Raw genomic sequence first — 22,123 nt, forward strand, 5'->3', positions numbered from 1 at the left:
TGGTGCTCAGTGTCTCAACGAGCGAGGGCCTGCTCCAGATCGGCGAGGAGGTCGTCGATCGTCTCGATGCCGACGGACAGCCGGACCAGGTCGCCCGGCACCTCCAGCGGCGAGCCGGCGGCGCTGGCGTGGGTCATCCGGCCCGGGTGCTCGATCAGCGACTCCACGCCGCCGAGGGACTCGCCGAGCACGAACAGCTTCGCCCGGTTGCAGATCTCCACGGCGGCCTCCTCGCCGCCGGCGGCCCGGAAGCTCACCATGCCGCCGAAGCGGCGCATCTGCTTGGCGGCGATCTCGTGCCCGTGGTGCTCGGGCAGCCCCGGGTACAGCACCTGGCGCACCGCCTTGTTCCGGGAGAGGAACTCGACGACCTTCTCGGCGTTGTCGCAGTGCCGGTCCATGCGCACGCCGAGCGTCTTGATGCCGCGCATCGTCAGCCACGCGTCGAACGGCCCGCAGACCGCGCCCATCGCGTTCTGGTGGAACGCGAGCCGCCCCAGCAACTCCTCGTCGTCGGCCACCAGCGCGCCGCCGACGACGTCGGAGTGCCCGCCGATGTACTTCGTCGTGGAGTGCACCACCACGTCGGCGCCCAGATGCAGCGGCTGCTGCAGGTAGGGCGACGCGAACGTGTTGTCGACCACCAGCAGCGCGCCCCGGTCGTGCGCGACCTGCGCGAGCGCGGCGATGTCGGCGATGCCGAGCAGCGGGTTGGTCGGCGTCTCCAGCCACACGAGCTTCGTGCGGTCCGTGATCGCCGCGCGGACCGCGTCGACGCTGTGGATCGAGGCCGGCGTGAACTCCAGCCCCCACCGCTCGGCGACCTTCGCGAACAGCCGGTACGTGCCGCCGTAGGCGTCGTCGGGGATGACCACGTGGTCGCCCGGCCGGCACACCGTGCGCAGCAGCGTGTCCTCGGCGGCCAGGCCGGAGGCGAACGCGAGCGCCCGGCGGCCGCCCTCGATCGCGGCGAGGCACTCCTGCAGCGCGTCCCGGGTCGGGTTGGTGGTCCTGCTGTACTCGTAGCCGCGTCGGGGGTGGCCCACCGCGTCCTGCGCGTACGTGCTGGTCTGGAAGATCGGCGGGACCACCGCACCGGTGGCGGGGTCCGGCTCCTGGCCGGCGTGGATGGCAAGGGTCTCGAAGCCGTGCGTCATGGACCGACCATAGTGCGGGACGAGGTGAGCCCGGTCACGGCCCGCCGGATCCGCGTCCCGGCGGCGGGCTCGGGCCGCCCGAAGTGGTAGCCCTGCGCGAGGGTGTACCCCAGCTCGTGCAGCCGCCGCGCCTGGTGCGCCGTCTCGACGCCCTCGGCGACCGCCTCGATCCCCAGGGCCCGCGCCAGCTGCAGCACCGCGCCCGCGATCGCGTCGGGGCCCGGTCCGGGCACGAACGAGCGGTCCAGCTTGATCTGGTCCACCGGACAGCTGGCCAGCAGGCTCAGCGTCGACTGCCCGGTGCCGAAGTCGTCCAGCGCGATGCGGACGCCGAGCGCCCGCAGCTCCCGCAGCGTGTCCTGGGTAGCGCCGCCGCCGACCGCGGTCGACTCGGTGATCTCGACCGTGAGCCGGTGCGCCGGCAGGCCGCTGTCACGCAGCGCCGCGGCGACGTCGGCGGGGAAGTCCTCGCGCTGCAGCTGCCGCGCGGAGACGTTGACCGCCACGGTCCGCCCGCCGTCCCACCCGGCGGCCTCGCGGGTGGCCTCGCGCAGCACGTACCGGCCGAGCGGGACGATCAGCCCGGTCTCCTCGGCGGCGGACACGAACTCGCCGGGGCCGAGCAGCCCGCGGACCGGGTGCTGCCAGCGCACCAGGGCCTCCGCACCGGTGAGCCGGCCGTCGGGCAGGGTCACGACCGGCTGGTAGTGCACCACGAACTGCTCCTCGTCGACCGCGGCGGCGAGCTCGGCGGCGAGCCGTACCCGCTGGTTGGCCCGCGCCTCCATACCCGGCCGATACCGCTGGAAGCCGCCCTCGCCGAGCGCCTTCGCCTGGTACATGGCGATGTCGGCACGGCGCAGCAGGTCGCCCTCCAGGTCGGCGCCGCCCGCCGAGACGACCCCGAAGCTGGCCCTGGCCACCAGCAGGTGCCCCTCGACCTCGACCGGGATCTGCACCGCCTCGGCGATGCGGGCCAGCGCGCCGTCGACGGCGTCGCCGTCGCAGTCCTGGAACAGGATCGCGAACTCGTCGCCGCCGAGCCGGGCCACGGTGTCGCCGGCGCGGACGTTGGCCCGCATCCGGCCGGCGACCGCGACCAGCAGGCCGTCGCCGACGGCGTGGCCGAGCGTGTCGTTGACGGACTTGAAGTCGTCGAGGTCGACCAGCGCGACACTGACCCGCTGCCGCCCGGCCGGGTCGCGCAGCGCCGCCTCGACGCGCTCGTTGAACAGGGCCCGGTTCGCCAGGCCGGTGAGCGCGTCGTGGGTCGCGTCGTGGCGCAGCTGCCGCTCCTGCCGGCCGAGGCGGGTGAGCAGGGCGTCGTTCTCGCCGAACGCGATGAGCTGGCGCACCACGACCAGCCCGGTGAGCACGACGGCGGCGGCCACGACCAGCAGCCGGTCGGCGGTGTCGGCGACCGCCGTGTACACCAGCAGCGCGTCGACGCCGGCCACCGCGAGGTACGGCAGCACGCTGTACCGCCGGCGCCGGCCCGCCGGCCGGGTGCCGGCCGCGCCGTCCTTCAGGTGGAAGGCGGCGCTGAGCCCGGTGGTGAAGGACGCGAGGGGGAACAGCAGCGTCTGGGCGTCGACGTCGGGCCGGGTGGTCAGCAGCACGCTGACGGCCGAGCCCATCCCGCCGATGAGGGCGGCGACGGCCCGCCACGACAGGGTGCGGCGGGACAGCCGCTCGGACCCGGCCAGCGCCGCCTTCGCCCCGAGGAACACCGCCACCAGCGCCGCGCCCATGATCGGGCCGACGTTGGAGCCGGCGGTCGAGTGCGCTCCCCCGGTGAACGCCACCAGGGCCGTCGTGCCGAAGCAGTGCCACAGCAGGACCGTCGCCGCGACCAGCAGGGTGCACAGGTCCAGCGCGAGGGCGACCCGCTCGGCCCGGGTGCGCAGCCCCAGCGGGATGCGCAGCACCGCCCAGCTCAGCAGGGCGGCCCCGACGCTCTGCAGCGCGGTCAGCGGCGGCACCAGCTGCCCGGCGCCGGTCAGGACCTGCGCGAACCGCAGGACGAGGGCGGCGGCGATGCACCACATGCCCCACGCCGACTGGCGCCAGAACCGCCGCACCCATGGCTGCGCCGACGCGTGCAGCGCCTGCCCGCACAGCAGCGCGGCGAGCGCGGCGACGAACGGGCTCAGCAGGTGGTCGACCGGCTCGGGCCAGCGCGACCCGGCGACCAGCTGCACACCGAACGCGCCGGTGTTCACCAGTACCAGGACCGCCATGATCCTCAGCAGCCGCGCGGAGCGGGGCATCTGTTTCCAATCCATCGGGTACCCCGGCGCAATCGGCGCCGACCCGGCGGACCTGAGCACTCGACGGCCGTAATGTCTCGGTAAGGCGGCTCGCCACGGCGCGAGGGACACTGGAGACCTCACGTTCGTTAGGAGCTGATCGTGTTCCCGTGGTCCCGCAAGCCGCTCGACCTGCCCACCGCCGAGACCGCCCTGCCCGGCCGCGACACCGAGATGCCGGTCGCCGCGACCCACACCGTGCTCGGCACCCCGCTGCGCGGGCCCTGGCCGGCCGGCCTGGAGGTCGCGTACTTCGGCATGGGCTGTTTCTGGGGCGCGGAGCGCATCTTCTGGCGCATCCCCGGCGTCCACTCCACCGCCGTCGGCTACCAGGGCGGATTCACCACCAACCCGACGTATGAGGAGACCTGCTCCGGCAGGACCGGCCACACCGAGGCCGTCCAGGTCGTCTACGACCCGGCGAAGGTCTCCTACGAGACCCTGCTGAAGGCGTTCTGGGAGAACCACGACCCGACGCAGGGCATGCGCCAGGGCAACGACGTCGGCACCCAGTACCGCTCGGCGATCTACACCACCACCCCGGCCCAGGCCGCCGCGGCCGCCGCCTCCCGCGAGGCGTTCGCCCCGGTCGTCCGCGCCGCCGGCAAGGGCGAGATCACCACGGAGATCGCCGCCGCCGGCCCGTTCTACTACGCCGAGGACTACCACCAGCAGTACCTTTCAAGCGACAAAAACCCCAACGGCTACTGCAACCACGGCCCCAACGGCATGACCTGCCCGATCGGCGTCGGCTCGCTGCCCGCCTGACCTCCTGACCCCAACCGCGACCGGCCGCTCCACGAGATGGCCGGTCGCGGTCGCATCCCGAGGCGTTTGAGGTGGGCTACGCTCGATCCGCGGTGTCATACGAGGGACGGGAACTCCGATGGCACGAAACGAGGTCGACCCACGCTTCGGCGATCTGCTGCGGGCGCTGCTGGAGGCGCGGAGCCTGTCGTACCGTGCGCTCGCCGCCCGGGTGTACCAGGGCAAGACCTACGTGCATGACCTCGCCACGGGGCGCGCCGCACCCACCGTCGAAGTCGCCAAGCGACTTGACGAGGCGCTCGAAGCAGGCGGAGCGCTGGTCGCGCTCGTCGAGACCGCGGCGGTCGCAGCGCCGCCAGCGATGAACGACACGCCAACCGATGCGGAGCTGGAAGCGATCGAGCTGGTCCGGCGGATCGAGGCAAGCGACGTCAGCGACGCGACGCTGAGCCGCCTGGAGGAGGCGGCCGACCGGATGGCGATGAGCTACGCCGCCACGCCACCGGAGGAGCTTTTACCTCAGGTCCGGCGGCATCTGAGCTACGTCAATGGGCTGATCGACGTCAAGATGACGATCGACGGTCAGCGCCGGCTGCTCGCTGTGGGTGGGTGGCTCGCCCTGCTGGCCGCGACGCTGCACATCGACCTCCGGCAGCGCAACGCCGCCGAGGCGTGGCTGACCACGGCCGATCAGATGGCGGCGCACGCCGGACACGACGAGATTCGCGCCTGGTGCCTGGAAACCCGGGCATGGGACGTGCTGACCGATGGCCGGTATCCCGAGGCGCTTGCCCTGTCGAAGCGGGCGCAGGCTATGGCGCCGGCGGGCGGATCGGCGCTGATCCAGGCGACCGCTCAGGAAGGGCGGGCGTCGGCCAGGATGGGGAAGGCAGCAGAGACCCGAGACGCGCTGGAACGTGTGGCACGGCTCGTGAGCAACCTCCCCACACCTGAGCATCCGGAGCACCATTACCGGTACGACCCGGCCAAGGCCATCTCCTACACCGCCACCACGCTGGCGTGGGTTGGAGATCCAGCCGCCGAGGAGTTCGCCCGCTTCGCGATCGGCGAACTGCTGTCCGAGCCCGGCGGCGTGCCTCGGCCCCGCCGCGTCGCCTCAGCCCGGCTGGACCTGGCCCTCGCGCTGCTGGCCGCCGAACGACCGGATGAGGCCAGTGCCGAAGCCCTGTCAGCGGTCACCTCGGGCCGGATCGTCCCGTCGAACTGGTGGCGTGCCGCCGAGGTCTTGGCTGGCGTGGAACGCAGTGGCGTACCCGAGGCGCAAGAGCTTCGTGACGCCTGCCTTGCCTTCCGGCCTACCCAGCGCGAGCTGACGAGCTGAGCGTCCGTCGAGCGCGGACAGCCACGGACATCGACGGACGCCGCAACGGTTCTCAACGCCCGCTCCAGGTCGCGAAGCTGTCGATAAGCGCCCGCTCACCAACCGTTACGGCGATGAGCCGCAGGCACGGCGTCGGCGGGTGACGGCAGTTCCACGTCCCTATCGCAGCAGGGAGCGACGATGATCGCTGAGTATCACCCCGATTGGTGCTCGCGTGCCGCGTGCACGGCCTACACCGAGGTCGGCGATGACCTCCACCGCTCCGAACCAGTCGTGATCAAGACTGACGACCCGACCGTCGAGCTGTTCGTCTTCAAGACGGCGTACATGGACGGCACCCACGAGTACATCGAAATGGCGAAGCTTGAGGTACCGACGGTACGACCGTGGCACTTGTCCGAGCCCGTCCTGGGTACCGAACTGATCCTCCCGATGAGTTCGGCTACTGCCGCACTCCGGGCAGTGGCCGTGCTGACCTGAGGAACCGCTGCGAGCTACACCCTGACCTGCTTGCCACCGTTCCCGTCGCCGCCGTGTCCAGCGCCGTGGCCGCCCGATGCCGGCGCTTGCGCCGCCAGCAGGGCGAGCCACGAGCGTCCATCGCGTCGGCGCCGCAACCGGGCGGCCAGCCTCCCACTGCGGCGGTGCCCTCACCGGTGCCGGGTTCTCGTGATGGCCCAGCTCGTCAAGGTGGAGCGCCCCACTGGACGAACGACCTTGACGAGCTGGGCCATCACGTCAGAGAAAATGGCGACGGGGAGCGTATTGCCGCACCGCAAGTTCCGCACGGCCTGGTGATGCGGCATCTGCGCGGCGGTGCGGGCGCCGGAGGTTTGCCGCCCGCGTAGGCGCCAGCCGAAGCGGGCGGGCGCAGCACCCCCGAGCGCCCGGTCGCGCCGCGCCGGTCACACGTTGGCTACCGGTGGCTTCGTCGCTACCGCAGGGGTTCGCAAGCAAGATCGGCCCCTGGTTCTTTCCCATCCATGCCAGACACGGCGGGCATTAACCCGCGAACGAGGGATTCCCGGCGATGAGGTTCGGTGCTGTCGATCCCGTTGCGCTTTAACGGCTGATGGCCTGGCTGAGGTCGATGCGGTCCGGTCGGTTGCTGTACTCCGCTGCTGTACGCGTCGGCGGCGAGCCGCAGGTAAAGAGGCGCGACCGACTCAACGGTGTAATGGCTTAGCGCGCCAGCCGGGAGTTCCGTTGGTACCGGTCGCGATCGTCGTTGTGCGGCGGTTGCTGTCATCGTTGTCGTCGGCCGCGTGGCAGCACGGATTTGAGGGGACTCCATCCCCTGTCGAAGTTGGTTGGGCCGAGCGGCGTCTGGCCGCCGCCCTGGGACAGACAAGTGGCGGATTGCATCGTAGGCTCGGTCCGCTGGCATGACCGGTACCCGGCACACCACCCTAGATGGTCATGACGCTAAGGGTGACGCGTTCCGCGGTGCCATCGTCGTCAAGCTATCTGGCCGCCTTAGCCAGTTCTACCCCCTACCCGGAGCAAATATGGGAAATCTAGGCAAGTACCAAGACATTGTGACAGCAGCAAAGCATCTGGGCGGTGTCGACAACTTGATTGAGACTATTGAAGCGGGCGCTGTGGCGAAAGCAGCTCCAAGACTACTGTTCAAAGGCGCCGCGATAATCGCAGCGTGCACCTCGGTTTTGGCGGTGGGCGTGGTTGCCGGGAAACGCGTCTGGAACAAGTACAAGGCTCGCGAAGTGGCTGCAAATGAGGCAAAGGAGCGACTTAGGACTGAGCTTGCAGAGCACATGACCGCGGATCATGGCGACGCAGACCGCGGCGAGGGCCTGATCGATGTCGATGAGGGAAGGCAGCCGTGAGGCATAACGGTGTCGGCAGTCGTGCCGCTACCGGCGCCTGCTGGCACGCCTGCCTGCTGTAGGGCCAATTCGGGTTAGGGTCGGTGTCACACTGACGAACGTGACTCGGTTCGTGGACGACATCCCCGCCGATGTCACCTGTTGGTGATCTCGGCGAGCTGTGCAGCGCGGATCCGTCGATGCTCGACGAGTGGCGGCCGTTAGGGCGTCGTCCAGCTGTCGCCATCAAACCACTTGTACCCGAGATAGTCGCCGACATAACGAGTCGTTCGACGCGCAGATACTCGGTTTCGACAATCGCGATCTTGTGGAATGCTGGTGTCGTTGCCTTCGTAAAGGAAAATGATGGCCAATTTTAGCGATGCGTTCCTACCCTTCATTCCGCCAACTCGGGAGAGGACGAGCAACGCACTCAAGACCGGCATGGTCGTTGTTGACACTAATGTTCTGCTGGATGCGTACCGATACACCAAGGGTGCGCGAGGTGAACTGCTATCGGCACTGCGCGCTCTGGGGAGTCGACTCTGGGTTCCGCATCAGGTCGCGCTTGAATTTCACCGTAATCGCGCGTCTGTAATTGCCACACATGCCGACGCCTACAAAGACGCAATAAAGGCAATCGGGAGTTTTCGGAAGCGACACGAAGAAGAACTTATTGGCCAGATCAAGCAATTCGCAAATCGTGTTGTCCTCGACGAGGAAATCCTGAAGTCCCTGTTGTCGTCAGTGGATACGATGTTCACGTCGCTAACGCAGCGCATTGGATCCCTCCAGGCGCGGCACGGTGTATCGGAACGCTTCATAAGAGAGGACCCTGTCCTAGGGGAACTGCAAGAGCTGCTGAAGGGCCTTGTCGGTGATCCGTTACCGCCAGATGAGCAGGAAGCAGCCCGTTCGGAGGCTGAGGCTCGAATCAAGGACAACCGACCACCAGGTTTTCAGGACTCCAGCAAGGCCGATCCCTGCGGCGACTACCTAGTCTGGTATCAAAGCCTACTTGAGGTTAAGAAGCGCCAGATTCCACTCGTGCTTGTTACTCGCGACGGCAAAGACGACTGGTTCAGCAAGGTTCAGAACAAGCAGATTGGCGCACTGCCCGAACTCGTCCAGGAAGCACTGGACTTCGCTGGCGTTGACTTTATAGCGCTTCCCACCAGGAGCTTCCTGCTGTATGCACAATCCGAGCTAAATGCCATTGTCAGTCAAGAAACCCTGGCAGAGACCGATGCAATTGGCCAGACCGAAAGGCGACACGCCGGTCCTTCGCCAATCGGCATCGAGTCCGCAGCCCGCTTGGAGGTGGTGCTTTTGAATCGCAGTTCTGCCACCTCTGAATCCGTACACGCGATTGAGCGCGAAATCGCCAACCTCTCCTCCATTGGTCAACAGGATTCGAACGACGTGGTCGAAGTGCGTAGACAGCGCCTAGATTCCGAGTTGCGGACCATTAGGGCGCGAGAAAGCATGATCGCTACGATCCTCGCCAAACTTGCTAATCCCGCGCATACTCATACTCGGCACATCTGCGTATTCCTGACACCGAATGAGGAGCGCTTTGTACGCGTTCTAGGGAATGAATTAGGCGAACGATTTATTGGCATTCCGCGCCCTCCCGCGCGAAATTCCGAGGAAATTTATGCTGAGTATCTGACGGGTGGTGCAGATGCTCTCCGATCGATGATGGTAAGTGACCTTCGAATACTTCATTCGGCACTGGTGCCAGGTGCTACCCATCGATCAAAGTACCCTAAGTCGCGTCTGATTGCGGAAATTGAGGAGGCCGCGCGACGAACGCAGTCGATAAGCCATGCTGTAGCCATACCAGACTCCAGTCTGCCGCAGAATGCCGAGTCTTGAGTAGCTGCAAACGTGCAGCGCGGCTCAAGCAGGTGTGACGTTTAGTGTGGCAGCTCTGACTGGGTCTTCTCGTATCTTGACACGTACGTGTCAGCGCCACGCGGACCTCCTGGCTGGCTGCTGCTTTGAGGCGAGCCCCTCACGGCGGCGGCGCCCTCGCCGGTGCCAGGTTCTCGTGTTTGCCCAGCTCTTCAAGGTGGAGCGCCCCACTGGACGAACGACCTTGACGAGCTGGGCAAACACGTAAGAGAAAATGGCGGCGGGGAGGGTGTTGCCGCACCGCAAGTTCCGCTCACACCTTCAGTTGCTCCGCCTGTAGACCTTCGCGCCCTGGTCCTCGGTTTCGCCGGCGGCTGGGGTTTCGTCGTTTCTGTGGGTTGATCCTGACGTCGCTGATGCCGGTGCGGGCGCCGGGGCTTGCCTGCGCGTCGCCGGAGGCGTAAGCGCAGGTCGCGGAGCGACCCCATGGCGCCGCGGTGCGTCGCGTCAGCGGCGCCTTGACTCAGTGAAGAAACTCTGAACCAGGCTCAGACAACACTCGGGACGTTTACGTAGCTGCATGCTGCCGGGGCCGCAGAGCAGCAACGATTGCTGCCTCGCCCCGCTGTAGGCCGGCCATGACGAATCGCCATTCGGCGTCGATGACGACTTTGGTGGGGTCGATGGCCGGCAACCCGAGTGCTTCTCGGTGCTTGGCGGCCTGATGCTCGGCTCGATCGCCGCGTAGCTTCGAGAGCGTCGTGGAATACGCCGCGCTCTTGGTCGTGCAGTGCCCGCGATAACCGAGCATGTGTGCCCAGTTGACCAGCGTGGTGTCGCGGTACTCAGGGAGTTCCGCCAACTCCAGACAGGTCGCGATCATCCTGCGGGCGTGCGGTGTCACGTCGGCATTATCCAAGTTGGACAATCGGCGGACCCGTCGATCGACAGCACCCGCCACTTCGGCGGCCTTGGTCGCATACTTCGCGACATAGCCGGCCACGTGTCGCTGACTGAGGCCCTGCGACTGCACGGCGTCATCGAGCACAATGTGCTGCACATCGATCTGTGCGCCGAACCTCATCGTCCGGTCACCATCCGGACCAGGAGCCGTCACCGAGACCGTTTTGGCGGCCGAGAGCACGGCGTCCTCCAGCAGTCCCGTGGTCGCCCAGAGCGGGGGCGGGCTCGTCGGTCCGTCGGGGCCGTCGATCCTCACGACGGCGTGAAAGTGGACAAGGCCGCGCGCTTGGTATTCCGCGACCTTCACGTAGGAGCGCTTCGCCTCTTGGCGTAGAGCCTTGCGGGAGATGCCGACCGCCGCGGCGACGTGCCGGTCCAGGTAGACGGCGAAGGCGTGCCAAAGCTGCCCCGCATGCGCATTCCAGAGGACCGCTCCGACGTAGTCGTAGCACTCCGGGCAGAGCGGCTGCCCGACCGCCTCGTCGTCCTCCTGATGCCGCCTCAGGCAACTGGTCGACAGGCCGTGCGGACACGGCTCGGACTCGCGGCGCACTCGACAGCGGCGAGGTAGGCCGTCACGCCCGGTCTGCCGATGACGAGCATGTACGGGGCCGAACGACGGGGCCGTGAGTGTGACGAACACCAGCGGATGTTCACTCACCGAAGCGGGCACATCTTTGCCGCCCGCCAATCCGGCCCGGACCAACTGGTACGTGTCCGACTGGTAGACCTTCGAGCACGCCGGGCAGCGTGATGCGCGGCGGTTGCCGCACCCCTTCAACAGATAGCCGGGCATCAGCGCGGACGTGTCGAAAACGTCGATGACCTTGCCCGTTGCCGCGTCGCTGACGACTCGGCGGCCGATGAGGCGGATCGGGTTCGAACAGCCTCCGATGGCGCGCATCTGGCGCTGCCACTCGGTGTAGTCCGGCATGGAGGCTCGCATGACAACCGCCCGAAGGTCGTCCGGAAGGTCGATCGGGTTTGTCACGCGGCCACCGCCCATCCGGGGTCGGTGGGCGGCGTGTGGTCGCCCTGGTCCTCATGCGCCTCGGCTTCGACGAGCTCGACGCCGAGGATGGCGCTGATCCGTTGCCACTTCGCTTCTGACCACTTGGGTGAGGCGGCGGCTTGTTGCCGCCCCCACTCCCGCGGGCTGATCGGCTCGGACGTAAGGACTCCCTCCTCGTGGTGGAGGGAGCGGGGACGCGCAGGGCCAGCGTCCGCAAGCTGGGACGCTCAAAGAGACAAGCGAGGAAGAAGCTTGTGTGGCCAGTGAGGCGAGCCTGGTTACTGCTCCTGCCCGAAGTCGGTCGCTCTTCGGGCGCAGTCGTCATGAAATGGTGGCCGATTCCGGTGAACCAGGTCGCTGCGCAATTGTTTGAGTTACAGGGCCAGGCGCGGTCTCGCCGCTCCCGCAATCGACGGTAGCTCGCACCCGACAGCCGTTCAGTGCCTTAGTGCCTTAAACCGCCGATCTCACACAGCGTGATCTCGCATCGTTGCCTGCCGTTGTCCGTTGGCGTCCGCTACTAACCGCTAGCGTCGGACGGCATCTCGGGGCGGCGTGCCACGGATCACAAATGTGACGAACGGTAACGACGTCACTCGTTGCGCCAAAAGGGCTGGAGAAGGTTCGGGTCGTAGGCTGCGCGACCGCGACCAGCGGGAAGCACCAGGACAGCGTGCAGCGCTTCCCGGATGTACGCCCGCTTCTGCGAGATGTCTAGGCCTCCGTCCGCCTCGGCGAGGTACCACCGTCGGCGGATGCTCTCGACGCCGACCACCCTCCGCTTCGCCGCAGCCGCGTGGCGTCCCTGCTCGGCGCGAAGCTGCGTCATCCGGCCTTCCAGTTGCCGGACGTTGGCGAAGAAGAACTCATTGGAGATACCACCGGAGCGCCATTCGCGGCCGAGGTCGTCAAGCTGGCCTTGCACCGTTTCCAGCTCTTCCGAGCCACCCCATGCCTCGGTACGCGGAGCCTGCATTTCGCGCTCCTCAAGCTTCGCCAGCACCATTTCCGAGACATACTCGTCGGTCTTCGGGCCGTGACGGCAGATGCCGGCGCACCCGCCCTGGCTCTTGGGCTGACAGACGTAGTGGAACATCTCCTCGTTGCCACGGAAGCGCCGTGCGCGCAGGGGTCCGTTGCACGGCGAGCCGTCGGCCTTCGCCTTGCCGCAGCGGACGATGCCGCTCAGCAAGTAGCGATGCTCACTGAAGTCGACGGCAAGCACGTTGCCGGGCTGCCCGTCCGGGCCGACACTCCGGCCCTTTCGCATACGCACAATCGCATCGATCGCCTGCCAGGTGGCCGGATCCACGATTGGTTCCCACTTGCCGACGATCGGCTGGCCCTCGTCGTCGGTGACGATCTCGCCGTGCAGGCTTCGCCATCCACAGATGCGCGCGTTGGCGAGTGTGACCCGGAGCGAACGGCTGGACCACTCGTTACCGAGCGAAGTTCGTACACCGTCGCGCTGCCACTCGCGGATGATCGAGTTGAGCGAACGGCCGGCCGCGAAGTCCTTGGCCGCCTTTGCCAGGAGCGGCGCCTCGATCGGATCGAGCGACAGGCGGTCCTCGGCCCAGCCGAACGGCCTGGTGCCGCCCGCCGGTTTACCGTCCTCCGCACGTGCGCGGTGGAACCGCTTCATCCGCCTGCGGACCTTGCGTGCTTCGATCCTCGAAAACGCGACACCGACCAGGCCCAAGCCTTCAACGTCCTCGGCGTAGAGGTCCTTTCGCCCGCGCTCATCGGCGAACACCCGTCCGTCCTCGGCAGTCAGCGACTCGACGAAGCGTTCGTAGTCCCCCGCCCGGCGGGCCAGGCGGTCCTCATTGAGTACAACGACGCCACAGACCGCCGTACCATCCGGTAGCCGGCCGCTCTCCAGAGCTTTGAGCATCGCCTCGAACGACTCGCGGACCACGCCAGCCTTGCTGGCGGACCGGTCGTTGTCGGTCAATTCGGCAACGACCCTGAGACCCAATCGCTGAGCCGTTCGACGGTTTACTCGGTGCTGGTCACTTACTCCGTGCTCGTCGCGCTCACCGTCGCTGCTGATCCGCGCGTACGAGATCACCGGTACATCCTGTGTCACATCTGCCTCCCCGGATCTAATATGACGCCGGGGATTGTATTAGCGCTAGCAGTACCTGTCGGACGTGAAGAACCCGTACGGCTACTGCAACCACGGCCCCAACGGCATGACCTGCCCGATCGGCGTCGGCTCGCTGCCCGCCTGACCCACGCTTCGGCGATCTGCCGTATCGGGCACGCGGCGGGCACCGCTCAGGCTTCGGCCTCGCGCCGAATTTCAAGGCTCACGTGGGCCCACGCAACGCCCGGCACACGGAACCTGCCACTGGCGTTCACGGCGCAGACCATTTCGAACTCCCAACTGCCGTCGTCATAGCCGTGGGGACCCAGCACGCTCCAGCCTGATCCGACTTGCTGAACGCAGAGCATCACCTGGAATACAGCCTCGGGGGGCGTCGCGACGTTGAGTGGTGTCGCGAACTCGATGACGTACTGTTCGGGAATCTTCCAGGAACGCTCGACGGATCGTTCCTTGGCGGGCAGGCCGAGGGCAGCGACCACACGCCCAAATACACGTCGCGCACCGGCCTCATGCTTTGCAAGAACGTGTACGCGCCAGACGATCCCATACATCACGTCCGACCGTAATGCCCTGACGATGAGACCGTTTCGCCGCCTGGCAGGCCAAGCTGAGGCAGAGCTGACTCACCGCGCTCGAACCGTGACGACGGGCACCAGGGGTGGTGCAGAGAACGACGATGTGTCGCCCGATCAGAGGTGATGGATTGCCTGGTCGATGGATTCCGGTGATCATCGGTGGGTGATCGGCTGGTTGCGGTTGGCGACTGCCACCGGCTGGAGGCTACATCGGGCATGACAGCAGTGCTGCCGGACCCTGCCGGTTCCCGTGCGGTGCTCGTCGGGGTCTCGCGATACCCGCGGCTGGGTAACCTCGGCCCCGTTCGGCACAACCTCGAGGCGCTGCGCGACTTGCTCGTCGACGCCGGCCGCTGGGGCCTGCCGGACGGCAATTGCGTGGTGCTGCCCGAGCCGGAGAGCACCCGCGAGGTGCTGGACGTGCTGCATGAGCAGGCCGCGAAGGCGACCGACACGCTGCTGTTCTACTTCGCCGGCCACGGCCTGATCGACGCACGCGACGAGCAGGAGCTGTACCTGGCCCTCGGCTCCGCGGACCAGGAGCGCCCCAAGCGCGACTCGATCCCCTACAAATGGGTCCGCGACGAGTTCCTCGACGCGACGAGCGCCCGGCGGAAGGTCGTCATCCTCGACTGCTGCTACAGCGGCCGCGCGCTCGGCCAGTGGATGGGCGCCGAGGGGGCGACGCCCGACGGCCTGGACATCTTCGGGACCTGCACGCTGACCGCGACCGCGCGAACCAGGAAGGCACTCGCCCCGCCGGATCAGCGGTACACGGCCTTCACCGGCGAACTGATCGCGGCACTGCAGGAGGGCGTTCCCCAGGGACCGGAGCTGCTGGACCTCGACACGCTGTTTCGCCATGTGGACCGGCGGCTGCACGCCCGCGGCTGGCCGCGCCCCCAACGCGGCGCGCTGGACAACGGTGGCATGGTCGCCCTCGGCCGCAACGTGGCGCACGCTCAGCCCGCCGCCGGCCAGCCGCAAAGCCAGCCGCAAAGCCAGCCGCAAAGCCAGCCGCAGAGCCAGCCGCAGAGCCAGCCGGCCGCCCCGCAGACCCAGGCACCGTTGGGCGACACCTGCCCGATCTGCCAGGCCACACTGGACGCTCCGGGCCGCCGGGATCCTCAGACCAGGCGATTCGACGCACCGCCGTGCTTCCTGCTGGAGGTCGGACCGCAGGACCGCTCCGGACAGTTCGCGTGGCGGGTCACCGCACCAGGCACAGGCTTTCCGTCGGCGGTCTCGAGACTGCCGGCGTTCGTGGAGTCCGAGGTCGAGGACACCTACCGGCTCTGCGGCAACGGTCACATCTTCCCGCACACGCCGCTGTCCGGCCGGCACCGGATCGACCGCTGGAACATGACCGCGGTCGTGGGCGCACCGGCCAGCGGCAAGACCTACCTGCTCGTCCGGATGCTGAGCCAGCACCTGGCCAACACCGAGAACATCTTTCCCCGCACCGACGCGCGGTCGCTGCAGCGGTTCCAGCCGAGCCCGATCGAGCGCCACTCGTTGACCCGCCGCTATGAGGAGTACAACGGGACCCTCCGCGAAGGCCGACCCATCCCACCGACCAGTACCGAGGACAACTGGCCCGTACGGATACTGCATGAGCTTCTACCGGACGCGCTCGACGCGATCCGCGAATGCATCCGCAGGATGGTCGTCGACGGTGCTCGACGTGCCGAACACTGGGGGCTGGACCGTCGCCAGCCCTATGTGATCCGCACCGGCAGCCGAGGCGTGCAGACCTGGAACGGATTCGACGATCTGCCGGGGGAGCTGTTCGCGGCGGGCCGACACGAATCCAAGGTGTTTCGTGGGTACAACACGCTGATCTGGGCGATCGACCCGGCGCTCGCCCTCGATGCGCTGGACCCGGTGCTGAAGGACGGGACCAGCGACACCCTCGACGGAAGTCTTCGCCCCGGCACCACCGCCGTCGTCGACTCGACCATTGTCCGGTCCGAGCGCAGACGCGCCGAACACGACCTCGGCAGCCGCCTCACACACACGGTCGACGGCACGGACGTCCTGGTCGCGATCACCAAGTGCGACCTGGTCCACGCGGCGCTGCGCAGGAACAGCACCCTCGAGGACCTGGGCCGGCGGGGCAGCGTCCGCCGCGGCGTCGCCGCGTACCTGGCGACGACCGGCAGCCGGAGTGCGGAGCTGTCGGACCACCTGCTCGCCGGGCGTCCCGGCCACGAGCAACGGGTCTACCAGGTCACCGACGGCCTGCTCGCCCACTACTCCCGCGACGACGCGTTCTGGGGTCTGATCGAGGAAGGCGTCCACGACGTCGTCGACGTGCCCGGCCTCCGGATTGCCGTCGACTCGATCGGTGAACACCTGGACCGATCCGAGGACGAGCCGGACGCGCTGCTGATCCGCGACCTCGTCCTGTCGGCCATCGGGTGCGGCATCGCGTTCGGGCTCGGCCACGAGACCACGATCATGTCGCTGCTGCGGGACAGGCAGCTCGTGCGCCTGTTCCCGTGCTCCGCACTCGCAACGGTCCCGGCCGCGCGGTCAGCGGGCGATGGCCCGGCGCACCTGTTCCCGCTGGAGCCGGGAGCCCGGTTCCCGGAGGCCGCGGACCGGTCCGCGGCGCTGACCCAGCTGCTGCTCGCCGCGCTGCGAAAGGCCCGCTCCTGACAGCAACCGCCGGTCCGCGCGGCGCGGCCCGGGAACCTGGCTGGTTCCCGGGCCGCGGCGCTGCCGGAAGGGTCAGCTGGTCGTCACGTAGTCGCCGACGGTGAACGTCGAGCCACTGGAGATGACGGACTGGTTGTAGCTGGGGTTGTTGACGACGGCGTTGAGGCGGCCGTCGTTGACGACGGTGACCGTGTACGCGCCGTCCGGAAGGACGTTCTTGAGGACCGCGTTCGCCGCGCTGAGGTCGGTGGCGAGCGGGCCGGACAGGATCGCGGTGTCGGTGTCGGTGATCGACGTGATGTAGACGCCGGTGTTGTTCACCATGCGGCCGATGTCGGCGCTGGTGAACAGGCCGGTGCCGGTGTTCGCGGTGAGCGTGGTGACGCCGCCGCTGGTCGAGGTGGTCGCCGACGCGATGGTCCGCGAGCCGGCCAGGGTCGCGCCCACCAGCAGGCCGTCGGTGGTTGCCGCGTTGTTCAGCACGGCGGTCGTCGGGCTGGTGACGCTCGCGATGACGGTGTTCGCGGCCAGGACGCCGGGCGCCGGGACGGTCGCGGTGCCGGCCGTGACGGCCAGGCCGACATCGGCCGAGGTGAAGTTCGCGGTGGGCGACACGAGCGTGGTGCCGGTGACCGTGGCGTCACTCGTGGTGCGGGTGTAGGGCACCATGCCGATTTTGCAGATGAGCAGGCCGTCGTTGAGGACCATCACGTCGGCGCACTCCGACACCTGCGGGTTGGCCTTGTGGCCGGCGACGGTGGTGCTGTCGTACGGGCCGCGGCTGAGGAACACGTGCGCACCGAGCGTGTCCGGCGTGGTGCCGCCGGCGGTGTTCTGCGGGTTGAGCGAGGAGAACCCGACGCCCGTGACCTCGATGGTCCGCCCGGTGCCCGCCTGCGACTTGGGCATGGTGTTCGGCGAGACCGTGATGCCGTTGGAGTACGTGAAGGCGTTCTGCCTGGTGACCGTGCCGCCGGCGGTGGTGACCGACAGGGCCACCGGCTGGCCGTCGGCCGCGTGGGGCGGGGTGACCGCGGTGAAGCTGAGGCCGTCGGAGGCGATCGTCGGGGTCATCGCGACGCCGCCGAGCATGACCGTGGCGCCGGTGAGGCCGGTGCCGGTGACGACAATCGGCGTTCCACCCCTGGCCGGGCCGCTCACCGGGGTGACGGAGGTGATCGTGGCCGCCACCGAGACCGAGTAACCGCTGTTGAGGTTGGCGAGCAGCACACTGCCGGGGTTCGCGTTCGACACCCACGGGTCGGTGCCGGAGTACACGCAGACGTTGTACTTGGTGGGCGGCGTGCCGATGGTCGGCAGGCTCGGCACCTTCACGTACAGCTTCGTCGGCGAGAAGACCTGCACGTTCGTCGAGTTCACGACGCCGGCGGCGGTGGCGGTGGTCGGCGTGACGGCGCTGGGGTAGGTGGGCCAGCACGCGTTCAACGCGGACGGCGGCTGGGCCACCGTCTGCGGCGACGCCGGAGCGGCCGTGCCGGCGAGCTGGAAGCTGACCGCCGGCGTCCCGCTGAACACGGCGGTCGTCGTGTTGATCGTGACGGTCGGACCGTTGGCCGAGTTCGCCGGGCCGGTGGCCGGGCTGATGGTCAGCGCGACGGCGGCGGAGGCCGAGGTCGCGGTCGTCAGCACCGCGGCGGCCGCGACGCCCAGCACCGCCCCCGCGCGGACGAGGTTGGAGCGGGTCAGGGATCTGAAATGCATGTGGTCTCCTCCGGTGGTCACCACGGCATGTGCGAATGAGGGCGCGCGATCACCAACGGACCGTTCGTACGCCCAATCTCACGCAACGTAGCAGCACGGATGCTGAGCGTGACTCACTTTCGGCATTCTCGGGCCGCCGGCGGCGCCGGCACGGGTCGCGACCCGATGTGAATGTATTTCGGTGACTCCATGTAACTTTCCGGTAGCGTGGCGTCGTCAAACCCGAGATCGTGCGGCCGGCCGGGGAAGGGTTCGCCGTACAGCTCCGAAAGGATCCACCTGATGTCGCTCGTCCATTCCTGGCGAGGCTCCCGCCTGGCCACCTTCGCGGGCACGGGCACCGCCGCGGCCGCGCTGCTCAGCGCGGCAACCCTGGTCGGTATGCCGATGGCGGCCCACGCCGCGCCGGCCGCCACGTCGATCACCATCGCGTCCCCGGTGGGCGGCAAGGTCGCCGCGGACACGGCGAAGCAGGTCGTCATCATCAACGTCGTCGGCCTGACCGGCGCGACGCTCGACGAGGCCTCCGTGGCCAGCGTCGACCTCGGCGCCGACGCGGACTGCCAGGGCCTCGACTTCTACATCGTGACCGGCACCACCAGCATCGCGGTCAAGACGCCCGATCCCGGTGGCTGCGCGCCGACCTCCGGCGTGGCGTCGGAGACCATCGCGATCAACTTCACCAACGGCGTCGGCACGCTCACCAAGACCCTGTCGGGCCTGATCTTCGTCACCCCGCCGGCGCTCGACAGCACCACGCCGGTGATCACCGACCTGAGCAGCGAGCTGCCGTCCGTCGACCAGATCCAGCAGTTCGCGGCGTCCGGCGGCCAGGTCATCAGGGTCAAGGCCGACAGCGGCTTCGCCTTCACCGGGCAGGCCGGCCAGCTCACCGCGACCCTGGGCGGCAAGCCGCTCACCGAGATCAAGGTGTACAAGAAGACCGACGGCACCCTGCTCACCACAGCGCCGTCGAACACCGAGAACGGCAACTGGTTCACCGGCAAAACCGCCGCCGGCATGTCCGGTGCCAACCTCGCCATTACGCACAACGGCGTCACCAAGACCTTCGCCGCGGCGGACATCGGCACCAGCGTGGTCGCGGTCCCGGCGGTAACCACCATGAATCCGACCTCGGGCAAGATCAACGCTGCCACCACGGTCACCCTCACCGGCACGTTCACCGGCGCCACGGGCGTGACCTTCTGCGGCGTGGCGGGCACCAACTTCGTGCTCAACGCCGCCGCCACCTCGATCACGGTCAAGACGCCGACCACCGGCCTCGCCGACGACGCGGCCGGCCTCGGCACCGGCGTCTTCTCCGGCGTGTGCCCGGTCAAGGTCCAGGGCCCCAACGGCACCGTGAACGTCCACACACCGCTGACCGCGTTCTCGTTCCTGGCCGAGTAACCGCGCCAGGGGTTTTGGCAGGCGAGGGCACACCATCGCGATATATGCGGGGGAACCACGAAACGTGTGCCCTCGCCTGCCGGGTAGACCCGCCCGATCCCTGGGGAGGACGCCTGGCCGGAGGCGTTCGGAGTCGGCGGAGGCATGCCGACAACCGTGTCCGGGCGGGTCTTTGTGTCGCGGTGACCATGGGGCCTGGCGGGCGCACCGAGGTCACCGCTGAGATCAACGATCGTGTCAGAGAAAGGTTCCCCGGTTGCCGCCGGCGCGGTGCCAGCCGCCCCGGGACCGCTGCGGGGCGCCGAGGTCGATCCGCCAGTCGGGCATCGTCCGCAGGCTGTACAGGTCGTGCCGGGCGGTCCATGCCTCGTTCCACGGGCGCCGCGAGGCGGCCTCCGCGTTCTCGGCGAGCCGGCGCGGCGCGCACGGCCACTCCCGCCCGCACCAGATGCACTGACCGTCACCGTCCGACGCACTGTGCCGGCTCAGGATCTGCGTGGCGTCCCGCCACAGCAGACGATCGACGACGTCTGTTGGCTCGGACTGGTCGACACTGACCAACTTCCCTACCCCCAAACTCTTCGAGGCCCCCTGAGAACCTCCGGACGAAACGTTAAACAATCGGGGCGTGCGCCGGAGCGGACAGCATGTGCGATTCCGGTGTGACCACCCGAAAGTGGCGGCGCGGATAATGGCGCCCATGGAGAGCCCTCTGCTGCAGCGGATCCGCGATGCCGTCATCGGTGACGACCAGGTGATGTGGGGGCCCTACGGCGCGCGCCGCGTCACGTACGCCGACTACACGGCGTCAGGGCGGGCCCTGGACTTCATCGAGCGGTTCATCCGTGACGAGGTCCTGCCGCGGTACGCGAACACCCACACCGAGTCCTCCGGCACCGGGCTGCAGACGACCCGGCTGCGGGAGGACGCCCGGCAGATCGTCAACGACGCCGTCGGCGGCGACGACGGGACCGTGGTCATCTTCACCGGGTCCGGCTCGACCGCCGCGATCGACAAGATGGTGCACATCCTGGGCCTGCGGGTGCCGGCCGGGCTCGACGACCGGTACGACCTGTCGGCCCACATCCCGCCCGCCGACCGCCCGGTCGTGTTCATCGGGCCGTTCGAGCACCACTCCAACGAGCTGCCGTGGCGGGAGTCCATCGCGGACGTCGTCGTCATCCCGGAGGATCACAACGGTCACATCGACCTGGCGCACCTGCGGGCGGAGCTGGCACGGTACGCCGACCGGCCGCTGAAGATCGGGTCGTTCTCCGCGGCCTCCAACGTCACCGGGATCGTGAGCGACACGCACGCGATCTCGGCGCTGCTGCACGAGCACGGCGCGCTGTCCTTCTGGGACTTCGCCGCCGCCGCGCCGTACGTCGACGTGGCCATGTACGGCCCGGGGCCCGGCCAGTACAAGGACGCGGTCTTCATCTCGCCGCACAAGTTCGTCGGCGGGCCCGGCACGCCCGGGGTCCTCGTCGTGCGGCGCGAGGTGCTGCGCAACCGGGTGCCCACGGTCCCCGGCGGCGGCACGGTCGACTACGTCAACCCGACCGACCACCACTACATCAGCGACGCCGCGCACCGCGAGGAGGGCGGCACGCCGGCGATCGTCGAGTCGATCCGGGCCGGCCTGGTGTTCCAGCTCAAGCAGGCGGTCGGCACCGACACCATCCGCGAGCTCGAGGAGGGCTTCCTGCGCGAGGCGATCACCTCGTGGAAGACCAACCCCAACATCGAGATCCTCGGCAACCTCGACGCGTCCCGGCTGTCCATCGTGTCCTTCGTGGTGAAGCGTCCGCGCGGCCGGTACCTGCACCACAACTTCGTCGTGTCGCTGCTCAACGACCTGTTCGGGATCCAGGCGCGCGGCGGCTGCTCGTGCGCCGGGCCGTACGGCCACCGCCTCCTCGGCATCGACATCGAGCGCTCCCAGCGCTTCGAGCAGGAGATCATCGCCGGCTGCGAGGGCATCAAGCCGGGCTGGGTGCGGGTCAGCTTCAACTACTTCATCTCCGACGCGGTGCTGCGCTACATCGTCGACGCGGTGCACTTCGTGGCCACCCACGGCTGGGCGTTGCTGCCGCAGTACCGCTTCGACCCGTACACCGGACTCTGGAAGCACCGCGACGGGCTGGTCGAGCCGCCGCTGCGCCTGTCGGAGCTGCGCTACGACGCCGACGGCGAGCTGCGCTGGCCGTCGCGGCACGAGCGGGCCCCGGAGTCGGCCCTGGCCGGCTACCTGGCCGAGGCGGCCCGCATCGTCGCCGCGGTCGAGCAGCAGGAGCAGCCCGACGGTGTCGTCTCCGCCAACTTCGAGGCCCTGCGCTGGTTCGAGCTGCCCGCGGTATCGCTGTCGGCATAATCGGGCATGGATGCCGCGGGCGCGGCGTTGGCCG

At 68.3% G+C, this 22,123-nt stretch carries 15 protein-coding genes and 1 pseudogene; 9 read left to right on the plus strand and 7 right to left on the minus strand.

The window, feature by feature from the left end; genetic code table 11:
- Positions 1-14: 14 nt before the first annotated feature.
- Both OP18_RS05020 and OP18_RS05025 read right to left on the minus strand, forming a co-directional pair.
- Complete coding sequence (locus OP18_RS05020) at positions 15-1,157, minus strand: cystathionine gamma-synthase (protein ID WP_033357551.1); 1,143 nt, start codon at positions 1,155-1,157, stop codon at positions 15-17.
- Positions 1,154-3,427, minus strand: a complete 2,274-nt coding sequence (locus OP18_RS05025; RefSeq protein ID WP_052386242.1) for a putative bifunctional diguanylate cyclase/phosphodiesterase — start codon at positions 3,425-3,427, stop codon at positions 1,154-1,156. The genes OP18_RS05020 and OP18_RS05025 overlap by 4 nt, the downstream gene beginning before the upstream one ends.
- 213 nt (positions 3,428-3,640) lie before the next feature.
- Here OP18_RS05025 and msrA point away from each other — a divergent pair, with 213 nt between their 5' ends.
- The 5 genes from msrA (at position 3,641) to OP18_RS56800 (ending at position 9,280) form a co-directional block, all read left to right on the plus strand.
- On the plus strand, positions 3,641-4,234 hold the full coding sequence (msrA, locus tag OP18_RS05030; RefSeq protein WP_245635270.1) for a peptide-methionine (S)-S-oxide reductase MsrA: 594 nt from the start codon (positions 3,641-3,643) through the stop codon (positions 4,232-4,234).
- 118 nt (positions 4,235-4,352) lie between these two features.
- Positions 4,353-5,576: a helix-turn-helix domain-containing protein gene (locus OP18_RS05035; protein WP_033357554.1), complete on the plus strand. Its 1,224-nt coding sequence runs from the start codon at positions 4,353-4,355 to the stop codon at positions 5,574-5,576.
- 180 nt (positions 5,577-5,756) lie between these two features.
- Entirely contained in the window at positions 5,757-6,056 is a 300-nt protein-coding gene (locus tag OP18_RS05040) for a hypothetical protein (RefSeq protein ID WP_033357555.1), read from the plus strand.
- Between the two features lie 905 nt (positions 6,057-6,961).
- The gene (locus OP18_RS56795) at positions 6,962-7,423 is read left to right on the plus strand and encodes a hypothetical protein (protein WP_156089305.1); all 462 of its coding nucleotides are present in this window, start codon (positions 6,962-6,964) and stop codon (positions 7,421-7,423) included.
- 345 nt (positions 7,424-7,768) lie between these two features.
- Positions 7,769-9,280, plus strand: a complete 1,512-nt coding sequence (locus OP18_RS56800) for a PIN-like domain-containing protein (RefSeq protein ID WP_156089306.1) — start codon at positions 7,769-7,771, stop codon at positions 9,278-9,280.
- A 547-nt stretch (positions 9,281-9,827) separates the two neighbouring features.
- Here OP18_RS56800 and OP18_RS05045 read toward each other — a convergent pair.
- On the minus strand, positions 9,828-11,213 hold the full coding sequence (locus tag OP18_RS05045) for a replication initiator (protein ID WP_156089307.1): 1,386 nt from the start codon (positions 11,211-11,213) through the stop codon (positions 9,828-9,830).
- A gap of 613 nt (positions 11,214-11,826) precedes the next feature.
- Positions 11,827-13,308, minus strand: a complete 1,482-nt coding sequence (locus OP18_RS05050; protein ID WP_052386244.1) for a recombinase family protein — start codon at positions 13,306-13,308, stop codon at positions 11,827-11,829.
- 67 nt (positions 13,309-13,375) lie between these two features.
- On the opposite strand from OP18_RS05050, the pseudogene OP18_RS62450 reads away from it, so the two are divergent.
- Positions 13,376-13,471 (plus strand): annotated as a pseudogene (locus OP18_RS62450) (peptide-methionine (S)-S-oxide reductase MsrA); the annotation flags it as partial.
- A gap of 46 nt (positions 13,472-13,517) precedes the next feature.
- On the opposite strand, the gene OP18_RS05055 reads toward OP18_RS62450, so the two are convergent.
- Entirely contained in the window at positions 13,518-13,898 is a 381-nt protein-coding gene (locus OP18_RS05055) for a hypothetical protein (RefSeq protein WP_156089308.1), read from the minus strand.
- Between the two features lie 240 nt (positions 13,899-14,138).
- Between OP18_RS05055 and OP18_RS52050 the strand changes: the two genes are divergently transcribed.
- Complete coding sequence (locus OP18_RS52050; protein ID WP_081970384.1) at positions 14,139-16,583, plus strand: caspase family protein; 2,445 nt, start codon at positions 14,139-14,141, stop codon at positions 16,581-16,583.
- A 72-nt stretch (positions 16,584-16,655) separates the two neighbouring features.
- On the opposite strand, the gene OP18_RS05065 is transcribed toward OP18_RS52050, so the two are convergent.
- Positions 16,656-18,305, minus strand: a complete 1,650-nt coding sequence (locus OP18_RS05065) for an IPT/TIG domain-containing protein (RefSeq protein WP_033357557.1) — start codon at positions 18,303-18,305, stop codon at positions 16,656-16,658.
- A gap of 282 nt (positions 18,306-18,587) precedes the next feature.
- Between OP18_RS05065 and OP18_RS05070 the strand changes: the two genes are divergently transcribed.
- Positions 18,588-19,715, plus strand: coding sequence for a hypothetical protein (locus OP18_RS05070; protein ID WP_033357558.1), 1,128 nt, complete (start codon positions 18,588-18,590; stop codon positions 19,713-19,715).
- Between the two features lie 237 nt (positions 19,716-19,952).
- Here the strand turns inward: OP18_RS05070 and OP18_RS05075 are convergent, their stop codons facing one another.
- Positions 19,953-20,276, minus strand: a complete 324-nt coding sequence (locus tag OP18_RS05075; protein ID WP_052386246.1) for a hypothetical protein — start codon at positions 20,274-20,276, stop codon at positions 19,953-19,955.
- Positions 20,277-20,415: 139 nt separating this feature from the next.
- Here OP18_RS05075 and OP18_RS05080 point away from each other — a divergent pair, with 139 nt between their 5' ends.
- Positions 20,416-22,089: an aminotransferase class V-fold PLP-dependent enzyme gene (locus tag OP18_RS05080; RefSeq protein ID WP_033357559.1), complete on the plus strand. Its 1,674-nt coding sequence runs from the start codon at positions 20,416-20,418 to the stop codon at positions 22,087-22,089.
- Positions 22,090-22,123: the final 34 nt, after the last annotated feature.

The organism is Dactylosporangium aurantiacum, assembly GCF_000716715.1.
GTDB classification, from domain to species: domain Bacteria; phylum Actinomycetota; class Actinomycetes; order Mycobacteriales; family Micromonosporaceae; genus Dactylosporangium; species Dactylosporangium aurantiacum.